This is a genomic window from Bacillus sp. FSL K6-0073, assembly GCF_038006085.1.
Lineage (GTDB): Bacteria > Bacillota > Bacilli > Bacillales > Bacillaceae_G > Bacillus_A > Bacillus_A cereus.
In genome coordinates this window covers 868,944-889,431 of sequence record NZ_JBBOUN010000001.1, presented here as the reverse complement: position 1 = coordinate 889,431, position 20,488 = coordinate 868,944, and the positions used below count along the sequence as shown (strand labels likewise).

Genomic DNA, 20,488 nt, shown 5'->3' with positions numbered 1-20,488 from the left:
CTTTTATCTCGTTTTTCGTTTCATGATTATTTGCGATGAATTATTGTGGTGTATCTTCTAAAGTCCAAGTTAATGATGTTTGGTATTTCGCATCTTTTATTTTTGCAGTTGAACCTGGTACAGATAATGTAACACTTTCTATTCCTTTTTTAGCATCTTCACCATACATAGTTACCCATGTTCCCATACCTTTTTCAGCTGCAGCAATTGCTACTTCTTGTGTATCTCCGTTTGGATTTAATGTTACTTCTTTTACTTCTGGAGCATATTTCTGATTTGTTGCAGACTTTGCAACTGGATTGCTTAACTTCAGTTCAGCACCATCTAATACTGCTTTATCTTTATCATCGGCTATAAACTGACCATTTTGTTTTACTGTCAATTTCCATCCTTTGTTTGTTCCACGGTTATCTGTTACTTGTACGTAGTTTGGTACTTCTGTTGATTCTGTTGCACCTTTTACTTTCAATGTATCAAGTTTTGCGTTATATACTTGATCATTACCTGACATAACTTGCTTGCCAAAATGGAAATTTGATACATAATCAATACTTAATGGACCTTGTGTTCCTGGCTCGTGTGGATCCTCTTTATCATTAGGATCTTTCGATTCTACTGTTTCATCTGGATTAAGTGGGTTAACTGGGTTCGTAATTTCTTCACTTTCTGTAAATGAAACATCTGTAACTGATTTCATTGTTGCAGCTTCTTCTGCAAATGCTGGTGCTCCTGCTGCTAATACCGTTGAAAATGATACTGCTCCTGCTAATGCTAATTTCGTTAATTTCATAATTGGCCTCCATTTATATAGTTCTATTTATTTAAATAAAAACTTGCGTTTCTATTTTTCCTATTTTTACTTCTGGCTAGTGTTAGTAACATAACAAAAGCCGCTATAATACTACTTAAACCTAAATATTGAAACAGATAAAAAGATTGTCCACCTGTTTTCGGTAGCTCCTTCTTATTTATCTGGTCATCAGATGTATCGATTACTAAATTAGATCCATCCGGTATCAATGAATCGATAATTGTAGTGGGAACGTAACTATTTGAAAAAGTAATTCCTGCTTTTGAATTCACCTTGTCTGCTAATATCTTTTCATGAAATGAGAATATTGGTATTAAAGCAAGCATAAACAACATCAAGAATAAACATTTTTTTAGCATTACATTCTCTCCTTTCTAAAATTTATATCTATATTTCTCTTAGATATATCATCTTAATTAGGAGCATCCGTTAGTGTCCATGTTAATTCACCTTGATATTTTGTATTCATTTTCACATTCGGCCCTGGTACTACTTGAAGTCTAATTCCCTCATTTTGTTCCCAGTTCACTTCAATACTCTTATCATCTGTCGGTGTATGTGAAATTACTTCTACGCCCTCTTTACTTAACGTAAGATCAGTTCCATCCTTTGTTGTATAGATCATCGCACCTTCTAATTTATCGTTAGTACGAGACGTAAGTGGTTTTGTTTCCTTTACATCCACACGCCATTTCTGTCTCTTCATCCTTTCATCTGCTACCGTCAATTTCCCATTCATAGAAGTAGGATTATATATCGTTGGTTTGGATGGAATAAGCAAATTTTCAAAAGAGATCGTTTGTGGAACATTCACTAATTTCAACGTTCCCACCACTACTTTTATAGGTACTTGTATTCTTTCCTCTACTCCTTGTGCAGTGCGAATTACAACTGTAACAGAATACTCTCCTATAACATTTGTTTTTTGAATGTTCTCCAAACGAACTACAGATATTGGTTTATCAATATTATCATCCGTATCTACAGATAATCCTGTTACAAAGTTCGAAATATCCATCTTTGATAAATCTGTGTTAATCCTTACAGTTTGTGGAACCGCTTTTCCTGTAGGGGTACCTTTGTACTGTATTTTCGCAATACCTTGATTACCTTCTTGTCCCTTTTTATCTCCATCAATATAGTTTTTGGCAGAAACAGGGACCTCTAGATAGCCCTTTTTATAATACTTCTTAAAGTCAGCCTCTTCTTTCAAGGAGCCTCGAATTTGCATATCATAAAATTTACCACCGAACTCTGACTTATTTACAATATTAGCTTTGGCAGTAGCTGTAACCTTATTATTTTCACGTGTAATATCAAAATAACTACTTATATCCTTTTCATCTTCATCTAAAATCTTTACATTTTTTACATTGAAATCTGGATTTACTTTACTCTCAAGTACAAATGAAGTTGGATTAGAAGATGCAATGGCTTGCGGAGGCATATCTTGATATACATGATAATATAGTTCTCTATCAGCTCCCTCCGTCACTTCACCTATTACTTCAGGATGCGGTATACCAATCTTGGACATAGCTTCATATTCATACCTTACCCGTGATGTTGAGTCTCCTAATCGATGGATACGCATTGGTAATTCTGTTATCCCCGTATAAGTGAATGTCATATTTGTATCTTTTCCAGCTGCACCACCAGCAGTTCCCACAAAATTAGCAGTGCCATCACCATTATCTTTATATGTTATTGTCGTATTGTCATACGTGTATAAAGAATTGAAATGCTTTTTATCTACATTTAAGTCTATAGCCTTATGACTATTCAATTTATTAATGTTCCACATACCAGATACAGGCACTAACTCTCCCGTTTCATGGTCATAAAATTCATAAGAAATATCAGCCGAAGATCCAACTCGCCCCCAATACCTCATTTGCAAGAAATCCTTTTTACCACTTACTTTACGCGGAGTGGCTACATTAACTTTGGTGACTCCATCGAACTTTATAATATTGACACGTATATCTAGCCATCTGCCCATATAAATTCCAGCTTTCTCTATATGAACATACGATTCCTTATCGGGATTTACGTTTGTAAAGTCATAAGACTGGTATGTTGAGTTAGTATCTGTTGTACTCCCAACAATTTTATACTTTACTTGTGTACTCCATCTCCATTGAAGGGCATATTCTCCTGGAATCATAGATCCCGTACCATCCTTTGAACTAATTACATTAACATTTGGATACTGAATTATACTCTGATGAGTTTCATCTGCATGTTCTACCAAGGCAGTAGCAGTCTGATTTTCTTCCTCTACCTTTACTATTTCTGTGTTCGTATCTTTGGCAGCATTTAGTTCTTCTCCATTACTAGTTACGTTATTACCTTCTTTAGATCTCCCATTTGATGTAGCCTCTGATTTTTCTTCCTCTTGGGCATTTTCATCTATCTGACCAGACATTCCCTCAGTTGGCTGAACATCTACTTTTCCATCACTAGTAGTCTTTTCAACTACTCTCGTCTCTTCATTCAATTCCTCTGTTTTCTCTATCAAAAGATTATCTGGTTCCTGAATAGCTTCCTGAACATTTTCTGAAACATTCAGATTAACTGCTTTCGTTTTTACCTCAGTGTCCCCATATTGAACCTTTGCCACAAATGCAAAGTCCCCTGGCTTATTTCCCTTAATTGATAAAAACACCTTACCTAAACCACTACTTTGCGATTTTCTTTGGATTTGAATTGTTGAATGCTCTACCACATGGATTGTTTCAATTGCTTCATTAGTTTCATTCAGCTTTTTTGTAGCTTCTTCATTGAAATTTACGCCTTCAGGTAATTGCAACTCAACCTTATCATCTTGATTTCCTGAGTTTTCGATTTCTAAAACGATGTCCTCATCTACCTTTACCTTACTTTTATTTGCTTGCATAATAAAAGTTGATATCTCATCACCTGTAACAGCATAAGTGGTGGTCGAAAAAACACCCAAAGTACTAACCTGAGTAAATAGAATTCCACTAGCTAAACATATTTCCCCAAATTTCTTTGTTCTTCCTCTCAATTTACTCCCCCTTTCTTTCTTATTAAAAGATACCTAAATTTTATGGGATTATTGTTGTACAATTCCCTAACTTGATTATCTTTCTCTCCGTGTCACTTCATTATCGCTTCTGTTATCTACACTAATATTAAAGGACACCCAATCCCATTCTTATATTAACTATTTTTTCCAAATCCCGAAACGAAAAAACAAAGTAATGCCACGCAAAAACACTTGCGCTTACAACGCAAGTAAATCTCCTTGCTAACAAAAAAAGGTTCCTTCCCAAACGAAATTGGAAAAGAACCTCTTATCAAATATTTTATTTCCGAGCTTATGTCACTAAGTACCATTTAAGGTTATAAATCAAGAGAAGGAATAAGCCACAGCTCCTTCGCTTTCTGAACAGCTTCCATCCGAGAAGAAACTTTTAATTTATGAAATATATCTGTCAATTTATACTCAATAGAACGCTGACTTAAATTCAAAATTCCAGCAAGCTCTTTATTTGTTTTCCCTTTACTCACTTCTATTAGAATTTGTTTTTCATCTTCATTTAATGAAACTCTATTCGAAACCTCTCCATGTTCGGTAGCTATATTCGAAATCGCTTCTTTTATTCTTAACTGCTTAACAAATTGCTGGGATAGAACTACTTCTTTTTTTACTGCATGACGAATCGAAGTAATTACTTGCTCCTCTGACGATGTTTTACTTAAAACCCCTAAAACTCCACTCTCTATAAGTAGGTTATAGTGCGAAAGCACATCAAAACCTGTAAAAATAAGGATTGATGCCTCTGAATGTATCCTTAATATTTTTTTAGATAACTCTAAACCGTTTATATTTGGCATTTGTAGATCAATTAAGTAAACATCATATTTTTGACCCTTAATTATTTTTTCTACTTCCATACTATCATGTACTACATCTACATTCATATCATCGTATTTTTCAATTAACGCCTTCGTCCCTAATCCTACTGCAACATGATCATCTACTACAAGTACTGAAATCATCTTCTCACCCCTTCAATATCATTATACACAACATCATCCCATCATCTGATGACTCGCTGGAAATTAATTATCTTTAAATTTAATAATTATTTGCAAACCGAGATTAGGTTTTGATTCAACAGACATCTCTCCATTCAGGCTTTGTATCCTAGTGACAATCCCAGACAAGCCTAACGTGTTGTAAGAACGGTTTACTTCATCTAACTTAACGCCTACCCCATTATCTACATAAGTTAAATACAGGTGATCGTTTTTGTGAAATAATCTTATCGTTACATTTGTCGCTTTTGAATGTTTCATTGCGTTGTTTAATAGTTCTTGTATAATTCGATAAATCGCTTGTTCATGTTCAATACTAGGAACAACAATTCTTTCAGGAATATCATAGTAGAAGAAAAAGGTCGCTTTTAAATTAATTTGCTTAAATAAATTCAGTAGTGCTTGTTTTAAACCTAACTCATATAAGAATGGTGGCCTCAAATTATTACAAGTTTCACGAATTGTATAAATATGATCTAATAGTTCTTCATATATTTCATTAAGTATATCTTTCATTTCCTCATCTTTAACACGTTCATTATAACTTTCAAATTTTCTAGTTAAACGTATTTGATCTTGCAAAACTCCATCATGTATATCACTTGCAAGATTTGTTCGTTCTTTTTCTGATAGTTTGAACATAAGTCTCGCCAACCATATCGGTGGTTGCTCTAAATTTTTTATCTCTTGTAATTGATTTAATAAGTCTTCAATTTGATTAGAACACTCTAATAATAAATCTGCATAATTACATAATGTTTCAATCCAAACTACTTCATCTACACTTAAAATTTCTTTCCCATTAGAATTACACAATAAAATAAGCATTTTTTCTGCTGAAGCAGATAAAACAAATCCAAAGTGTTTTTCTAACTGTATGTTTGAACCAACCTTGTAGGTATCCAGTTGATGATTAAATAACGTTTCTATCGTCCGGTGCGGAACATATTCACTATCCAAAACACGGACAGACTTCTCAATTTTATTTATTTCTACACAGCATGTCTCTTCGAGTTTTAAAATATCCGCTATCTCTCTTCGCATACTATAAATTAAATTTGATAGTTTATATTCATTTTTCGCTTGGTGTAAAAATCGATGCAAGCTGAATTGATAATTTTTTTGATGATGGTATAAACTTTTTCTCAGCTTAAAATCTATATAATCCTTAATATATAAAAAACAAATACAAATAATAATAGCAATAATTCTAAATTTTATCCAATCTAATAAACTTTCCTCACTATCTTCAAAAACTACCATAGTTAATACTGCCAAAAATATGTTAATCCCTACAGATAAAATAATATAATGTGGTAATCGCTGAACGATAAACCTAAAATTAAACAACTTCCCTGCAATTACTAAATAAAACAAGCACACTGGGATAAATAAAAAGAAAATCCCCGTCGTTTCACTACTTATAAATTCTTCCCCATAATATAAATTTGGAATTAAATATAAACAAACAAATGGGGTTGCTGACACAAAAAAACTAATAATAATAATCTTTAAATATTTAATGTAACTACTATTTTTACTTTTAAAATAAAATCTTACTAATAGGTATACTGTACAACAAAATAATATCAAACTTAAAATGATTGTAAACAAATTAGCCCATTCATTATGTTTTATATACACAAAAATACTCACTATAATAAGGAATACAGATATTGCATCTAAAACTTTTGATTGCTTTGGTATTAAAAATTTTATTTGATTATTCAAGAAATACAACATCATGAATCGAATAAAGAAAGTAAATGAACATACTAATGAAATTGAGGCCACAATAAAAGATAATATATCCTCTCTTTCAACAGCCATAATACTAATAAAATTCACTCCAAGAGAAATTAAAAAATATACTAGATTAGTGGTACTACGATTCATTTCAGGAACAAAAATTAAAAGATATAATGCCATCAAGGAGCATACTATATAAAATCCAACTGGAATGAGCAAATGATAAAATAATTGCTTGCTATAAGGTGTATATTTTATCTCATACTCTTTTATTTCCCCGTTCCTATTTAAAGTAATTTTTTTAGCTTGTTCAATTGAATGATACGGTTCAACTGTAAAATGTTTAGATGGTGAATCGTCATCAATTTTCACAATAATATCTCCTATTTGGAAATCTCTTTTTCCCGCCCAACTATATTTTGATAATTCATATATAACATATTGATTAGATTCATATTTTACAGATATACCTATCTCAGGATATTCTTTTATTAAATAAGAGAAATAACCACTAACTATAAGTGAAAATAACAGAATCAACAACTGCCACTTAGATTTCCACATTCTTGCTATCATTGCATAAATCCTTTTGCAAACGCAACCATATACATTGCCCCCCCTAGGTATTCTTAAGAGAAATTTTTTTATCTTCATTCCTAAATAAAGATAGAATTATTTACCTTATATTTTTAACATTAAAAATAAATCCGCATTTTTTAAAAGGTAAATTAAATATATTGCTCTACCTAGGTATTCTTAGAATAATTTTTCGATTTTCATTCCTCAATAAAGATAAAATTATTCACCTTATATTTTTAACATTAAAAATAAATCCGCATTTTTTAAAGGTAAATTAAATATGTATTACCCTCCCTAGATATTCTTGAAAGGAAAGCTTTTTGATTTTCATTCCTCAATAAAGATAGGATTATTTATCTTACACTTAAAACATTAAAAATAGCTCTATATTTTTCAAAAGTAAATTAAGCATACTTCTAAAAAATTAGAACCCCCATAAAAATATATACTCACCATCATGAGATTAGGAAAAAATTATAACACAAAGTTAAATAAATTATAAGCTACTTTCTTGTTCTGTTCATTATATTAATATAATATAACTTTAGTACTATCTGGGTGACGTGTTAAATAAAATTCATTATTCTTTTTATAAATCTCAATACCTTTTGTAAGTATCTTTACATTATTTATAAAAATAGTTGAATCATTTACCCAAATATTTTCAACCAATTGCGATCCTTGATAAAAAAAGTCATTTTCTATCATCATATGAAGTACATGTTTCGCTAATATTTCCGTTTTAAAACTATTTAAATCTATAAGGGTCTCCATCTATACTAACCTCTTCCATTTCTCTCTATTAATTAGCTCATTATTAAATACATTATATGTAAAAATTACATCCTTTTCACCGAAATACTAATGCGCTATCCCGAAATAGATAAGCGATTGCCGAAAGAGAATTCCCTTAATATACTTCTTATGCATATAACTCCCCGACTAATTTATTCTTTTATTAATCACGGAATACAGTTCACGACAATATAAATGCGTGCAAACGAAAAATTAATATCCCACCTGTTATATATAGAGTATTTTACATGTATAAAGTTACATTCAGAGTTCCCTAAAGTGAAACTTTAATCAGTAGGGGTCTTACTGCCCAGCAAATAGCGGGATAAAAACAACAAAAGACGCTCCCCTAGGAGCGTCTTCCACTATTACGCTTGTTGTTGCGCGCTATATAATTCTTCAAGTGGCTTCATGATAATTTTGTTAACGTCACCGATTACAACGTTTAGGCGTTGCTCAGTTTCCATTAATTTTGTAATTTTAGCATCTTGTTGAATGCGAGCTACAACTTCTTGTGCTTGTTGGTTGTCTTCTTCAGTGATTTCTTGGCCTTGCATCATTTTTTGTTGTAGGCTAAGTTGCATTGTACGGAACTCATCGAATAAATTCTTTGAAGCTGTGTCAGCTTGAACTGCTGCGTAGCTCTCTTTTAAAGTTTTGAAGTCATCGTTTTCAGCGATTGCTTTTTGTAATTCATATGCAACATCATGAATGTTCTTTGTCATTTTATTTTTCCTCCTTTAGAAGGCTAGCGCTTTTCATACGCACTGCCTTTTCAGTGCATTTACACGCACCTCTTCTTACCATATCAAACTATGCAAGAGATGTGAAGAAATTTCACTTTTATTTCTATGTACTCACCTTATTATCTAAGAAACAATAGTAACAATCCTTGTACGAGCCCGATCATTCCGCCTAATAACGCTCCTAAATACGTAATCATTTTTAATTCGTTTTTCGTAATAGACAGAACTAAGTCTTCTAATCTTTCTGTTGAGAATGTAGACACTTCTTGCTGGACAATTTCCGCAAGGTGTAGATTGTTTAGTATACTCTCTACGTTTTCTGTTCCCCACTTTAAGCCTTTCGTTACTGCACATGGAACCACTTTTTCAATAATTGTTTCTCGAACTGGTTCACATACTTGCTGAACCGATTGATTTAAAAACTTACTCACTGTTTCCTCTACTTTAACTGCTGACAGCACGGAGCTTACAATCATTTCTTTCTCTACAAATGCTTCTAATTCTTTTACATCTCTTCCTTTTAACTTTTCCCACTCTTTTTGCAGTACGTCAGTTAAAAGCTGCTTTGTAGCATCTTGCCCTAAAAACTTAATAACTTCTGGCTGCACACGATCCACAACACTTACATTTCCTAAAAACATCCCAACTAAGTTAAGTAGCGTTCCACGAGAAGCAAAGAAATCATCAATCATTTTTGAAAGACGCGCTTTCCCTTCTTCACTTTCAAAAAAGCTAATTCCTCGCTCTAAAATAAACGCCGAGGCATTCGGAATCGCATTCTCTATCTTTTCATGTACAGAATGAGGTAAAGCCTGTTCCCATGTATATGTATAATACTCTGCTAAAAATGCATGAATTTTTTCTGTAATCACATGTTCGATTTTTCGAGTCGCTTCTTCTTCTACATGTGCTATATTCCATTTTTCTAACATATATCGCAGTGATTGTTCATTCGTAATTACTTTATCCGCTTCCACTTGCGCCCAGTGAATTAAACCTTTTTGAAACTCTTCATTTGTTAGCTTTTTTTCGATTCCTTCTGGTGTTAACAAATGTTCTACAACCATTTTTCCTAATTGAACAGCAAGTTCATCACGCCGCTTCGGAATTAACCCTGGTGTAAATGGAACTTGAAACTTTCCGATATAAATAGGACGATGAGGACGAAATAACATTTTTATCGCTAAATGATTCGTATATCCTCCAATAATTGCTCCGAGTCCTGTCGTCGTTAACATATTTAACCATATATTCATTACAATCAACCTTTCACTTCTCCAAAACTATAGCATATCATCATACGGACAAAAGTATAATGGTATAAAAACGTATTTGCAATATATAGCTTCGCCTATTATGCAAATAGTAGTAAAGGAGTGATTTCGTTGGTTCTCGGCCTTTTAACTTCTAAACTTCATTATGAGCAAACGTATTACACCGAAATCGCTAAACGCGCTCGGCTTTATCATAATGTCGTTGCCCAGTTTACGCCATTTTGTATTGATCCTAAAACAGACCTTGTTTCTGGTCTTATTTACGATACAGATACAGGAAAATGGAAAAAGCAAACATTCCCTATTCCTTCTTATATATATGATCGTTATTCTTTTCAAGAGGAAACAGACTTTGAAAAAGTAAAATCAATTATTCACTCTTTGCACAATCGTCCTTCCACTACCTTTTTAAATAACACACTTATTAATTCAAGTGAACTACATGATTTATTTCTCACTAATAAAAAACTGTCTCCTTATATACCAAAATTTGAAATTGCGACGATACAAAACATTTTCAAACTGTTGTTAAAAACTAAAGATATTATTATACGCCCCACTAATATACATTCTAAAGATAACTTATATCGAGTCGCTTACAAAAATAAAACGTTTCAGATCGATACAGTAAATGAAAAATACCATACTTCTATTCCAATCAAACGCACAGACGAATTTATATCTTGGTGTAAATCTAACATACGTTCATCACGTTACATAGCGCACACTATGCTACAACCACCAAATCAATTAACATATCCACTGCACATTCGAACCATTTTGCAAAAAAACAAAGAACAAACTTGGAATGTTATCGGTCAATTTATACAAAAAAGCTCATTTCCTAATCAGCTTTTACCCTCAACAACGGACGATGATTCATTACATTCATTTTCAAAAATTAAATACGTACTATCTAGTACAGGTGTGCAACTATTGCACGACGCTTTACACGACATTATAAATGAAGTATTCCAAACACTAGATCAGTCTTATTCTTCGTTATTTGAACTAGAACTTTCCACAATTATGGATCAAAAAGGTGCAATCTGGCTTATGTATGTCAACACGATCCCTCCTTACGAACAATACATTCGTCATAGTGATTCATTAGCTGAAAAGATATTTCATGGACCACTTAAATTCAGTCGTTTTACACCATAATGAAAGGAGGTAAACCTATTTTGAAAGAACATATATATACATTAAATATTTCAGATGAACATCCAAATAGCATTACTTTACCTTACGTTTTTTCTATTACACCACCTATTACATCCCTCTCCTTCGGCATACGTCATATAGCAAGTGAAGAAGTAAAAATTCATTATTCCTTTACTCGCGAAATTATTATTGGAAAACATATTGCCGAAAAACTTTTACTGCCTCAATCAACTACTATTCATGCATTCACACAAAACCAAACAATTATTTTCGGACCATTGATCGGCATTTTCACAACTGGCTTTAACGATGATTCTTCTAATCCTTTAGGAAATCGTTCAATCGCTCTCAGTGAGTTGTTAACACCACCATTCTCATTACGACCGTTCGTATTCGTCTTTGGCGTTCAACATATAAACTGGGAAGAAGAAACAATTGAAGGATATTTCTTTCGAGAGAAACAATGGATAAAGAAAAAGGTTCCTTTACCAAACGTCATTTACGATCGACTACCGAATCGACAAGCGGAAAATTACAAACCAATTGTCAGAGCAAAAAGAAAGTTAGAACAAGACTACTCCATTCCATGGTTTAACCCAGGGTTTTTCAATAAATGGGAAGTTCATCAACTTCTTATGAAAGACGAATCAATTAAACCCTTATTACCAAATACAGAAGCATTTCAGCATTTTGAACAAGTAGAACGGTTTCTTGGCACATATAAATCAGTGTACATGAAACCAATACACGGGAGCTTCGGTAGAAATATTCATCAAATATTTTATTCTCAAACAGAAAATTGCTACTACTGTCGTTATCGCGAAAATGAAGAAAACAAACTGAGAAAGTATCAATCATTAGAAACTCTTCTAAACCATGTACTAAAAGGGCATGATTTAAAAAAGTTTATCGTACAGCAAGGTATTTCGTTACTTCGCTTCGATGGGCAACCTGTTGATTTCCGCATTCATACAAATAAAAATCATTTCGGTAATTGGATAGTTAGTGCAATCGTCGCCAAAATCGCCGGCAAAGGCAGTTTAACAACGCACGTAAATAGTGGCGGTAATACAAAATTGCTACAAGAGCTTTTTCCAGATTCAACGAAACAAGTTCAAATTGAAAATAAATTAAAACATACTGCCTTACAAATAAGTTACGCGCTCGATGAACAAGTAACCGGAAATATTGGAGAAATCGGTTTTGATATCGGTTTAGACACAAAGGAAAATCCGTGGTTATTTGAAGCCAACTCTAAACCTGGGCGAACTGTATTCCAAGATGCCAAATTAAAAGAACAAAGTGAACTGACACGCCAATTATTTTACGAATATGCCGTCTACTTAACTGAACATTCTCTACGTGATACAAAGGAAAAAATGTCTCAAATAAAATCAGGGGCTTCATCAAACACCGAACATATCCCTTCTCCTATGATTCACTCACAAATACAAAAACAAAAACTTCCACCTAGATAATAAGGTGGAAGTTTTCTATTTACACAAGTTTTACTACAACCTCAGTTTCCACATTACATACTCCGCAATAAAAAATATGATTGCAATATTCATTTGAATTATTATGCGTTAAACCATCTACTGCACTTAATAATTCTTGATCCATATAGGCACTATAATCGTCTATATAATCTACAGACTTCCCATAATCTTGGAGTATACTTTGGCAATTTTGACAAGAATATGTTTGTGATTCTAATGCGTTGCAAAGCGGGCAAATCCCCATCATGATTCCTCCATACGTTATCGTTTAAAGCCTCTCTTTTTTAGAGTGAAGAGAGCAACCTATCCAGACATAGGAGTGCCCACTCCATCCCTACTTAAAATAGAACTATAAAGTTGCTACCGATTTCATTTTTATTTCAATAAATCCTATATAAGAAGCTAATAATTAGCCTACAAGTAGCAGGCTACAATGAGAAAATTATATTTAATATCCTCCTTAGTTTGGCCTGTTTTCTTAAAAATACAACGATTACTCTTATTTCATAATTTACGAAATCAATAAGTTTTTTTGACAAAATTTACAAATTATTATTTTGTATATCTTTCTAGGTAACATCCATACTATGAGTACAAACTTAATTACCGATGGATTAGCGCCAATCGGGGCGATAATCTGGTTCAACTCCAGCTAGTCCAACCAAAAAAACTTTTATAACTCTAAGGAGGATATATTCCTATGGCAAACCAAAATTCTTCAAATCAATTAGTAGTACCAGGTGCAACAGCTGCAATCGATCAAATGAAGTACGAAATCGCTCAAGAATTTGGTGTACAATTAGGAGCAGATTCTACGGCTCGCGCTAACGGTTCAGTTGGTGGAGAAATCACAAAACGTCTAGTTGCAATGGCTGAGCAAAGCCTTGGCGGATTCCACAAATAAATATATATGGCAAAAAGGTCTCAAGGCATATGCCTTGAGACCTTCCTTAATTTATTGCAACATTTGTAAAAACTTCTTCGTACGTTCTTCTTTTGGATTTGTAAATACTTCTTCTGGTGTACCTTGTTCGACAACGACACCACCATCCATGAAAATAACACGGTTCGCAATTTGATGTGCAAAACGCATTTCGTGCGTTACAATAACCATCGTCATGCCTTCTTTAGCAAGTTCTTTCATTACTTTCAGAACTTCTTGAACGAGTTCAGGATCAAGCGCTGACGTCGGCTCATCAAATAGTAACACTTCCGGCTCCATCGCAAGCGCACGCGCAATTCCAACGCGCTGTTGTTGTCCGCCTGATAATTGGAACGGATATAAATCCACTTTATCTGCTAAACCAACTTTTTCAAGGAAATAGTTTGCTTTTTTCTTTGCTTCTTCTTTCCCCATCTTTTTCACTGTAACGAGCCCTTCCATTACATTTTGAAGTGCTGTTAAATGCGGGAATAAATTATGGTGCTGGAATACCATACCTGTTTGCGTACGAAGATTAACAATATCTTTCTTCGTTACTTTTTGAGAGAAGTTAAGCTCTTTATTACCGATACGAATATTACCAGCGTTTGGTGTTTCTAATACATTGAGACAACGTAAGAATGTCGTTTTACCAGATCCAGACGGCCCAATAATAACAACAACCTCGCCCTTCTCAACTGTTAAATCTATATGCTTTAGTACGGTATTATCTCCGAAACTTTTTTGTAAGTGCTGAATTGAAATCATAAAAACAAAAACTCCTTTTGTAAAAGGATTATTTTAATGTGTAGCGTTCTGAACGCTTTTCTAACATCTGTTGTACGATTGATAATAAGAAACAAATAACCCAATAAATAAGACCTGCTTCAAAATAAACAATTAAAAACTCGTAGTTCATCGCCGCAATTTCCTGCGCTTTTCGGAACATTTCTGTTACTAAAATTAACGATGCTAACGAAGTATCTTTCACTAAGCTAATAAATGTATTCGAAAGCGGTGGGATTGATACGCGCGTTGCTTGTGGTAAAATAACACGTTTTAATGCTTGTGGATATGTCATCCCAATTGTATAAGCTGCTTCCCACTGCCCTTTCGGAATGGAAAGGATAGAAGCACGAATAATTTCAGATGCATATGCACCGACATTTAATGAAAATCCAACAACTGCTGCTGTATATGGCTCAACTTCAATATTAAGAGTTGGAAGACCATAGAAAATAATAAATAACTGTACAAGAAGTGGCGTTCCGCGAATGATAGATACATAGATACGAGCAATCCATTGTAAAATACGACTACCAGAAATACGTGCAAGCGCTGTTAACGTTGCCAGTATAATCCCGATAATAAATGTAATAAGCGTTAATGGAATTGTTGTAAAAACAGCTTCCTTCAGCATAGGCATGAAGGAAGTCTGCATAATATCTATCCAAGTAGACAATCGATCTGAAACCAATGCACTACTTAGATACATTTTCACCGAACCATTTTTTCGTTATTTTGTCATACGTACCGTCTTTTTTCATATCTTCTAACGCTTTATCTACTTCTTGTACAAGCTTATCGCTACCTTTACGGAATAAGAATCCACTTTCTGAAGCTTCTTTTTCAGTATCTACAATTTTAATTTTCGCATCTTTTTTCGTTTCTAAATAATTTAATACTGATAACTTATCATTAATTGTAAAATCAACGCGTCCTGAAGCTAATAATTCTGCCGCTTGGCTAAATCCTTCTACACCAATAATTTCCGCACCATTTTTCTTAGCGATATCTGCATAGTTACTCGTTAAAGATTGTGCTCCTTTTAATCCTTTTACATCAGCAAATGTAGCAGGCTTATCTTTATCTTTTGCAATAACTAATGCCGCTGAAGATGAAACGTATGGCTTAGAGAAATCGTATTTCTTTTGACGATCTTCACGAATACCAACTTCGTTTGCAACCATATCGAAACGTTTTGCATCAAGGCCAGCAAGTAAGCTATCCCATTGTGTTTCTTTAAATACAGGTTTTACACCTAAACGTTTTGCAACTTCTTCTGCTAATTCAACGTCAAATCCAGTTAATTTATTGCTTGAATCGTGGAACGTAAATGGTGGATATGTACCTTCTGTACCAATTACAAGTTCACCGCTTTGTTTAATCTTTTGTAACGCGTCTTGACTAGCTGTATCTTTTTTCTCTTCTTTACCGCAGCCGGCTACAATCCCAATCGCTAATGTAGTTACTGCAAGCACTGAAAATAATTTCTTCATGATAATAATCCTCCAAGTATTCTGATAGGAATTTAAAAACTATATTGATTGTATGCAATCTTGAACAATTTTTCAATGAAAATGTTCTTATTTAGTTTATCCTTTTTCTTCATAATCAAACAAAAGGGAAAAATAATGCTACATACAAAAAATAAGTAACATTTTTTAATATAGCATTTATGGAGAAAAAGGTAAAACAATACTTCTTATTTAACTGTCGTAATTCGCTAAAGAGTCGACATGTTCATCAATAAAAAAGAACTTGTGAAAATCACAAGTTCTCCTCCATGCATATTAAGCACTCTGATTGCCTTCCATTTGCGTTTTATACATATCGTAATAACGCCCGCGCTTTTTCATGAGTTCATCATGAGAGCCTTTTTCTAAAATGGTTCCTCTATCGAGCACAATAATTTGATCTGCGCTTTTAATCGTTGAAAGGCGGTGAGCGATAATAAATGTCGTTCTTCCTTTTTTTACAACTTCTAGTGCTTGTTGAATCATCGCCTCTGTTTCTGTATCAATACTAGACGTTGCTTCATCTAAAATTAAAATAGCCGGATCAAAAGCGAGCGCCCTAGCAAACGAAATAAGCTGACGTTCTCCAGTGGAAAGCGTACTTCCCTTTTCTGTAATTTCTTCATTTATATTGTTCGCAAATCTTTCAGCACCAACATCACGTAACGCCTTTACAATGCGCTCTTTTGAAATTTTTTCATTTTCTAAGCTTACATTGGAAGCGACTGTCCCGCTAAAAAGAAACGGGTCTTGCAGTACGATTCCCATATGTTCACGGGTTGCTTGTTTCGGCATCTCTTTTACATCGTGACCATCAATCGTAAGCTTTCCTTTTTCAAACTCATAAAATTGAAAGAGTACATTCATGATAGAACTTTTTCCTGATCCAGTATGACCGACAAGTGCCACTGTCTCGCCTTGTTTCGCTTCAAAAGAAATATTTTTTAACACTTCATCTTTTCCATTATAAGAAAATGATACATTATCAAATTTTACATTTCCTTTTAAACGAGGCATACGTTCTTCTTCTACCGCTTCCCCTTTTTCCTCTAACAATTCAAAGACACGTTCTGATGCAACGCGCGCTTGCTCTAAGTTTGCAAGCTGGTTCACCATATTCGTAATTGGCGAGAATAATCGTGTTAAATAATCGACGAATGCATACAGTACCCCAAGTGAAATAATACCTGTAGCACTTAATGACGCACCGCCGAAATACCAAATTACTCCTGTGAAAGCGATATTTCTTAATACGGCTACTAAGTTATGCGAAGTTGCTGCATTTAAATTTAAAATTTTATTTTGATACTTAAAATAATCGCCATTTAATTCTTCAAATTCTTTTTTCGTTTCACGCTCTTGACGGAACGCTTGAATAATTGGCATCCCTTGAATGGATTCATTCACTGTTCCGTTAATATCAGATAAACGAGAGCGCATTTTATGATTGTATACAGACGCGTATTTTCTATAAAGAATCGCCCAAACAATTAAAATTGGGATAATTAATAAACATAATGAAGCGAGCTTCACATCTAATAAAAATAACGCAGCGAATATCCCAATAATATAGATGATACTAGAAACGAATGTTGCCAGCACCGTTACATATAAATCACGAATGGCCTCTGTATCATTCGTCACACGCGAAACAATTTTCCCCGCCGGTAAATGATCAAAGTAACGAATTGGCAACGTTTGAATATGAGAAAAAACATCTTCCCTCATAATTTGAATAATTTTGTTCGCTGCCTTTTGCAAGAAGAACTGCTTTCCGTATGCAAATAATGATACGACTACTAATAAAGCGAAATAGCCACCACCAAGTAATAATAGACGGTTTATTTCTGGCTTATAAAATGCAAATACTTCTTCCTTTGTTAATGCTTTCGCTTTATAAACTTGCACCGCCTTACCATTTTGAACGGTAATCATATCCCCTTTTACAGTACGTGATCCTTCTACATTTACTTTATTCGGTACAAAATAATATTGAAAACCGACTTGCATCACGCGTACTTCTTTTCCTTTTTTCTCACCTTCCTGGAAGCGATCACTTCGCTTATAAAAGGTGCCATTATACGAAACAGCATCTTCACTCTGTTCTGTTTCATACCAAGGTTTCTCTATCCCGACGATATGATCGTCAATCATCGTTTTCGCGACGAAAGGACCAGCAAGCTCTGCGATGACGAAAATAAATAACATTAACATCGCAGCAAAAATCGTCCCTTTCACTTTCATCGCGTATTGAAACAATCGTTTTGAAACGCTCATATTTTCACCCCACTATCCGCACTTTCACTTTCACCTTGTTGTCTTTCAAACTGTTCAGCATACCAGCCTCCCTTTTGGATAAGCTGAGCATGCGTACCTTCTTCTATAACTGCGCCTTCATCCATAACGAGAATCCAATCCGCATGTTGCACTGCTGATAAACGATGCGTCGTAATAATCGTCGTCTTTCCGCTTCTTTCCGTTCTTATATTTTCAATGATCGCTGCTTCCGTACGAGCATCTACAGCTGATAAAGAATCATCCAAAATTAAAATTTCTGGATTTTGAATAACAGCTCGTGCAATCGAGATCCTTTGTTTTTGCCCTCCTGATAAAGAAACACCTTTCTCTCCAACGAGCGTTTCTAACCCTTCTGGCAAAAACTCTAAATCCTTTTTAAACGCAGCAATTTCAATTGCTTTCTCTAGTTCTTCTTCAGTCGCTTCCCTATTTCCGAATAAAATATTTTCTCGCGCTGTTTTTGAGAATAAAATATGCTCCTGCGGTACATAACCAATCCAGCCGAGTACATTTTCATTCGTCATTTTATCTAATGTCACATCAGAAACTGCAATATCTCCATCTCCAAGTGGATATTGACGAAGAAGCTGACGTACAAGCGTCGTTTTCCCGCTTCCTGTTTTTCCGACAACCCCAAGCGTCTCCCCTTGTTTTAAGGTAAACGAAACCTTTTTTAAATTTGTTTCAGTTGATGAAGGATATGAAAAGGTAACGTCATCAAACTGAATATAATCCGGCTCTTGCACAAGCTTTGGATGTTTCGGATCCTTTACATCTGGTTCATACGCTAACGTTTCATTCACACGGTCAAGCGAAGCATTTCCTCTTTGCATAACATTAATTAATTCACCAATTGCAAACATCGGCCAAATCATCATCCCTAAATACACGTTAAATGAAACGAGTTCACCAAGTGTCACCTTTGATTGAAATACAAGATATGCACCGTACACTAAACCAATTAAATAACTAAGACCGACAAGCATTTTCACAGTTGGCTGGAATAGTGCATCAATTCTAGCTACTTTCATATTCTTTTCGTAGACGTCATCTCCTAATTGATGAAATCTTTCCTGATCTGCATTCTCTTGTACATACGCACGAATAACACGCACGCCAGCAATCGATTCTAATACTTTATCGTTCATATCACCGAACGCATCTTGCGCAACTGTAAATCTTTCATGCAATTTCTTTCCATATATATTCATCGCATACGCCATAATTGGAAGCGGTATAAGTGCCGCAAATGTAAGCTCCCAACTAATTGTAAATCCCATCATAAAGACAATCGTAAGCATATATAAACTCGAATCAACGAGCGTTAATATACCGAAACCAGCTGTCATAGCGATTGCTTTTAAGTCATTTGTCGCTCTCGCCATTAAATCACCAGTACGATTTTTTTGATAAAAAGTCGGCGTCATCTTAAGTAAATGGCCCATAAATTTAGAGCGCATCGTCTTCTCCAGTACGAATGCACCACCAAACAATTGATGTTGCCATACGAAAGTGAGACCATATCCAACTATGGTAACCCCAATTAAAATAAGAATAGACTGTATAATAGCTTCGTTTGATAACGTTCCTGTTTTTATATTATCAATCGTAACCCCTAACACTTTCGGGGGAATAACTTCAACTATATTCACAATTAAAAGAGCTCCAATGGCGATACTATATCTCTTCCAATGCTCTTTAAAAAACCATTTTAACTTTAGTAATACTGATAACAATGTAACCTCTCCCTTCTCGTTCTCGTTTACCTCTCATTTCTTTATCCACTATCCAGACCCATCACATTTACATTTCGTAACCCATACAATCTCATCACATTTTTCCACCTTCCAAAGTTTTATATAGTAGCATGGAAAATAAACAAAAAAAAGCATACCGCCGCTTGACGATATGCACAAAAATGCATAAAAAGCGTACGTTACGATATACGCAACGTACGCTTTTTATAAGACAAAGATGCCCTATATATCCGCACGGGTTGCGTAATGATATGAATGTTTTCTGCCATTTAACAGAGCTAAGCCCATTACATTTACGATTACAATCATTACGCACACCCCCTTCATTTATTTTCCATTTATAATCTTACAACTTTATTGAGTATTCTGTCAATTGTTTTTTTACACATGGAATAAAAATATATGATGCATCATTTTGAAATAAGAGAATGTTCTGCAAGAAAGGGCATACAAAATAAAAAAGGAATAAGAAATCGTTTTCACAAACATTTCATTTGAAAAATGTTATCAAACCCCCTACAATCACCTT

General features: G+C 34.2%; 17 protein-coding genes. 3 read left to right on the top strand and 14 right to left on the bottom strand.

The features are described from left to right. Positions 1 to 40: 40 nt before the first annotated feature. From MHB52_RS04590 to MHB52_RS04555, 8 genes are all read right to left on the bottom strand, one after another. Positions 41 to 790 (bottom strand): WxL domain-containing protein, encoded by a 750-nt coding sequence (locus MHB52_RS04590; protein WP_016117257.1) that lies wholly within the window; start codon positions 788 to 790, stop codon positions 41 to 43. A 23-nt stretch (positions 791 to 813) separates the two neighbouring features. Beyond that, a complete protein-coding gene (locus MHB52_RS04585; RefSeq protein WP_016117256.1) occupies positions 814 to 1,170 on the bottom strand; it encodes an LPXTG cell wall anchor domain-containing protein in 357 nt (118 codons plus the stop codon). 53 nt (positions 1,171 to 1,223) lie between these two features. Then, entirely contained in the window at positions 1,224 to 3,842 is a 2,619-nt protein-coding gene (locus MHB52_RS04580; RefSeq protein ID WP_061664769.1) for a WxL domain-containing protein, read from the bottom strand. A gap of 338 nt (positions 3,843 to 4,180) precedes the next feature. After that, positions 4,181 to 4,840 carry a response regulator transcription factor gene (locus MHB52_RS04575; protein WP_016117254.1) on the bottom strand — a complete coding sequence of 220 codons (660 nt, stop codon included), beginning with the start codon at positions 4,838 to 4,840 and terminating at the stop codon, positions 4,181 to 4,183. A 63-nt stretch (positions 4,841 to 4,903) separates the two neighbouring features. Further along, positions 4,904 to 7,204: an ATP-binding protein gene (locus tag MHB52_RS04570; protein ID WP_061664771.1), complete on the bottom strand. Its 2,301-nt coding sequence runs from the start codon at positions 7,202 to 7,204 to the stop codon at positions 4,904 to 4,906. Positions 7,205 to 7,735: 531 nt separating this feature from the next. Beyond that, positions 7,736 to 7,981 carry a hypothetical protein gene (locus MHB52_RS04565; protein ID WP_061664773.1) on the bottom strand — a complete coding sequence of 82 codons (246 nt, stop codon included), beginning with the start codon at positions 7,979 to 7,981 and terminating at the stop codon, positions 7,736 to 7,738. A gap of 389 nt (positions 7,982 to 8,370) precedes the next feature. Then, complete coding sequence (locus MHB52_RS04560; RefSeq protein ID WP_000164610.1) at positions 8,371 to 8,727, bottom strand: YlbF/YmcA family competence regulator; 357 nt, start codon at positions 8,725 to 8,727, stop codon at positions 8,371 to 8,373. A 140-nt stretch (positions 8,728 to 8,867) separates the two neighbouring features. Continuing rightward, complete coding sequence (locus tag MHB52_RS04555) at positions 8,868 to 10,004, bottom strand: DUF445 domain-containing protein (protein WP_061664832.1); 1,137 nt, start codon at positions 10,002 to 10,004, stop codon at positions 8,868 to 8,870. Between the two features lie 129 nt (positions 10,005 to 10,133). Here MHB52_RS04555 and MHB52_RS04550 point away from each other — a divergent pair, with 129 nt between their 5' ends. Further along, positions 10,134 to 11,186: a YheC/YheD family endospore coat-associated protein gene (locus MHB52_RS04550; protein ID WP_000242813.1), complete on the top strand. Its 1,053-nt coding sequence runs from the start codon at positions 10,134 to 10,136 to the stop codon at positions 11,184 to 11,186. A 20-nt stretch (positions 11,187 to 11,206) separates the two neighbouring features. Continuing rightward, the gene (locus MHB52_RS04545; RefSeq protein ID WP_044796360.1) at positions 11,207 to 12,664 is read left to right on the top strand and encodes a YheC/YheD family endospore coat-associated protein; all 1,458 of its coding nucleotides are present in this window, start codon (positions 11,207 to 11,209) and stop codon (positions 12,662 to 12,664) included. Positions 12,665 to 12,683: 19 nt separating this feature from the next. Here MHB52_RS04545 and MHB52_RS04540 read toward each other — a convergent pair whose 3' ends face one another. Then, a complete protein-coding gene (locus MHB52_RS04540) occupies positions 12,684 to 12,929 on the bottom strand; it encodes a hypothetical protein (RefSeq protein ID WP_000510474.1) in 246 nt (81 codons plus the stop codon). Positions 12,930 to 13,385: 456 nt separating this feature from the next. Here MHB52_RS04540 and sasP point away from each other — a divergent pair, with 456 nt between their 5' ends. Further along, positions 13,386 to 13,589: a small acid-soluble spore protein, SasP family gene (gene sasP, locus MHB52_RS04535; RefSeq protein WP_000013338.1), complete on the top strand. Its 204-nt coding sequence runs from the start codon at positions 13,386 to 13,388 to the stop codon at positions 13,587 to 13,589. A gap of 51 nt (positions 13,590 to 13,640) precedes the next feature. Here the strand turns inward: sasP and MHB52_RS04530 are convergent, their stop codons facing one another. The 5 genes from MHB52_RS04530 to MHB52_RS04510 all read right to left on the bottom strand — a co-directional run bounded on the left by MHB52_RS04530 (position 13,641) and on the right by MHB52_RS04510 (position 19,938). Then, positions 13,641 to 14,375, bottom strand: coding sequence for an amino acid ABC transporter ATP-binding protein (locus MHB52_RS04530; protein ID WP_000623610.1), 735 nt, complete (start codon positions 14,373 to 14,375; stop codon positions 13,641 to 13,643). Positions 14,376 to 14,403: 28 nt separating this feature from the next. Next, entirely contained in the window at positions 14,404 to 15,102 is a 699-nt protein-coding gene (locus tag MHB52_RS04525; protein ID WP_000281499.1) for an amino acid ABC transporter permease, read from the bottom strand. Beyond that, a complete protein-coding gene (locus MHB52_RS04520; protein ID WP_000732843.1) occupies positions 15,089 to 15,886 on the bottom strand; it encodes an amino acid ABC transporter substrate-binding protein in 798 nt (265 codons plus the stop codon). The genes MHB52_RS04525 and MHB52_RS04520 overlap by 14 nt, the downstream gene beginning before the upstream one ends. Positions 15,887 to 16,180: 294 nt before the next feature. Beyond that, positions 16,181 to 18,181 (bottom strand): ABC transporter ATP-binding protein, encoded by a 2,001-nt coding sequence (locus tag MHB52_RS04515; RefSeq protein WP_061664774.1) that lies wholly within the window; start codon positions 18,179 to 18,181, stop codon positions 16,181 to 16,183. After that, positions 18,178 to 19,938, bottom strand: coding sequence for an ABC transporter ATP-binding protein (locus MHB52_RS04510; protein WP_061664775.1), 1,761 nt, complete (start codon positions 19,936 to 19,938; stop codon positions 18,178 to 18,180). Before MHB52_RS04510 ends, MHB52_RS04515 begins: the two co-directional genes overlap by 4 nt. Positions 19,939 to 20,488: the final 550 nt, after the last annotated feature.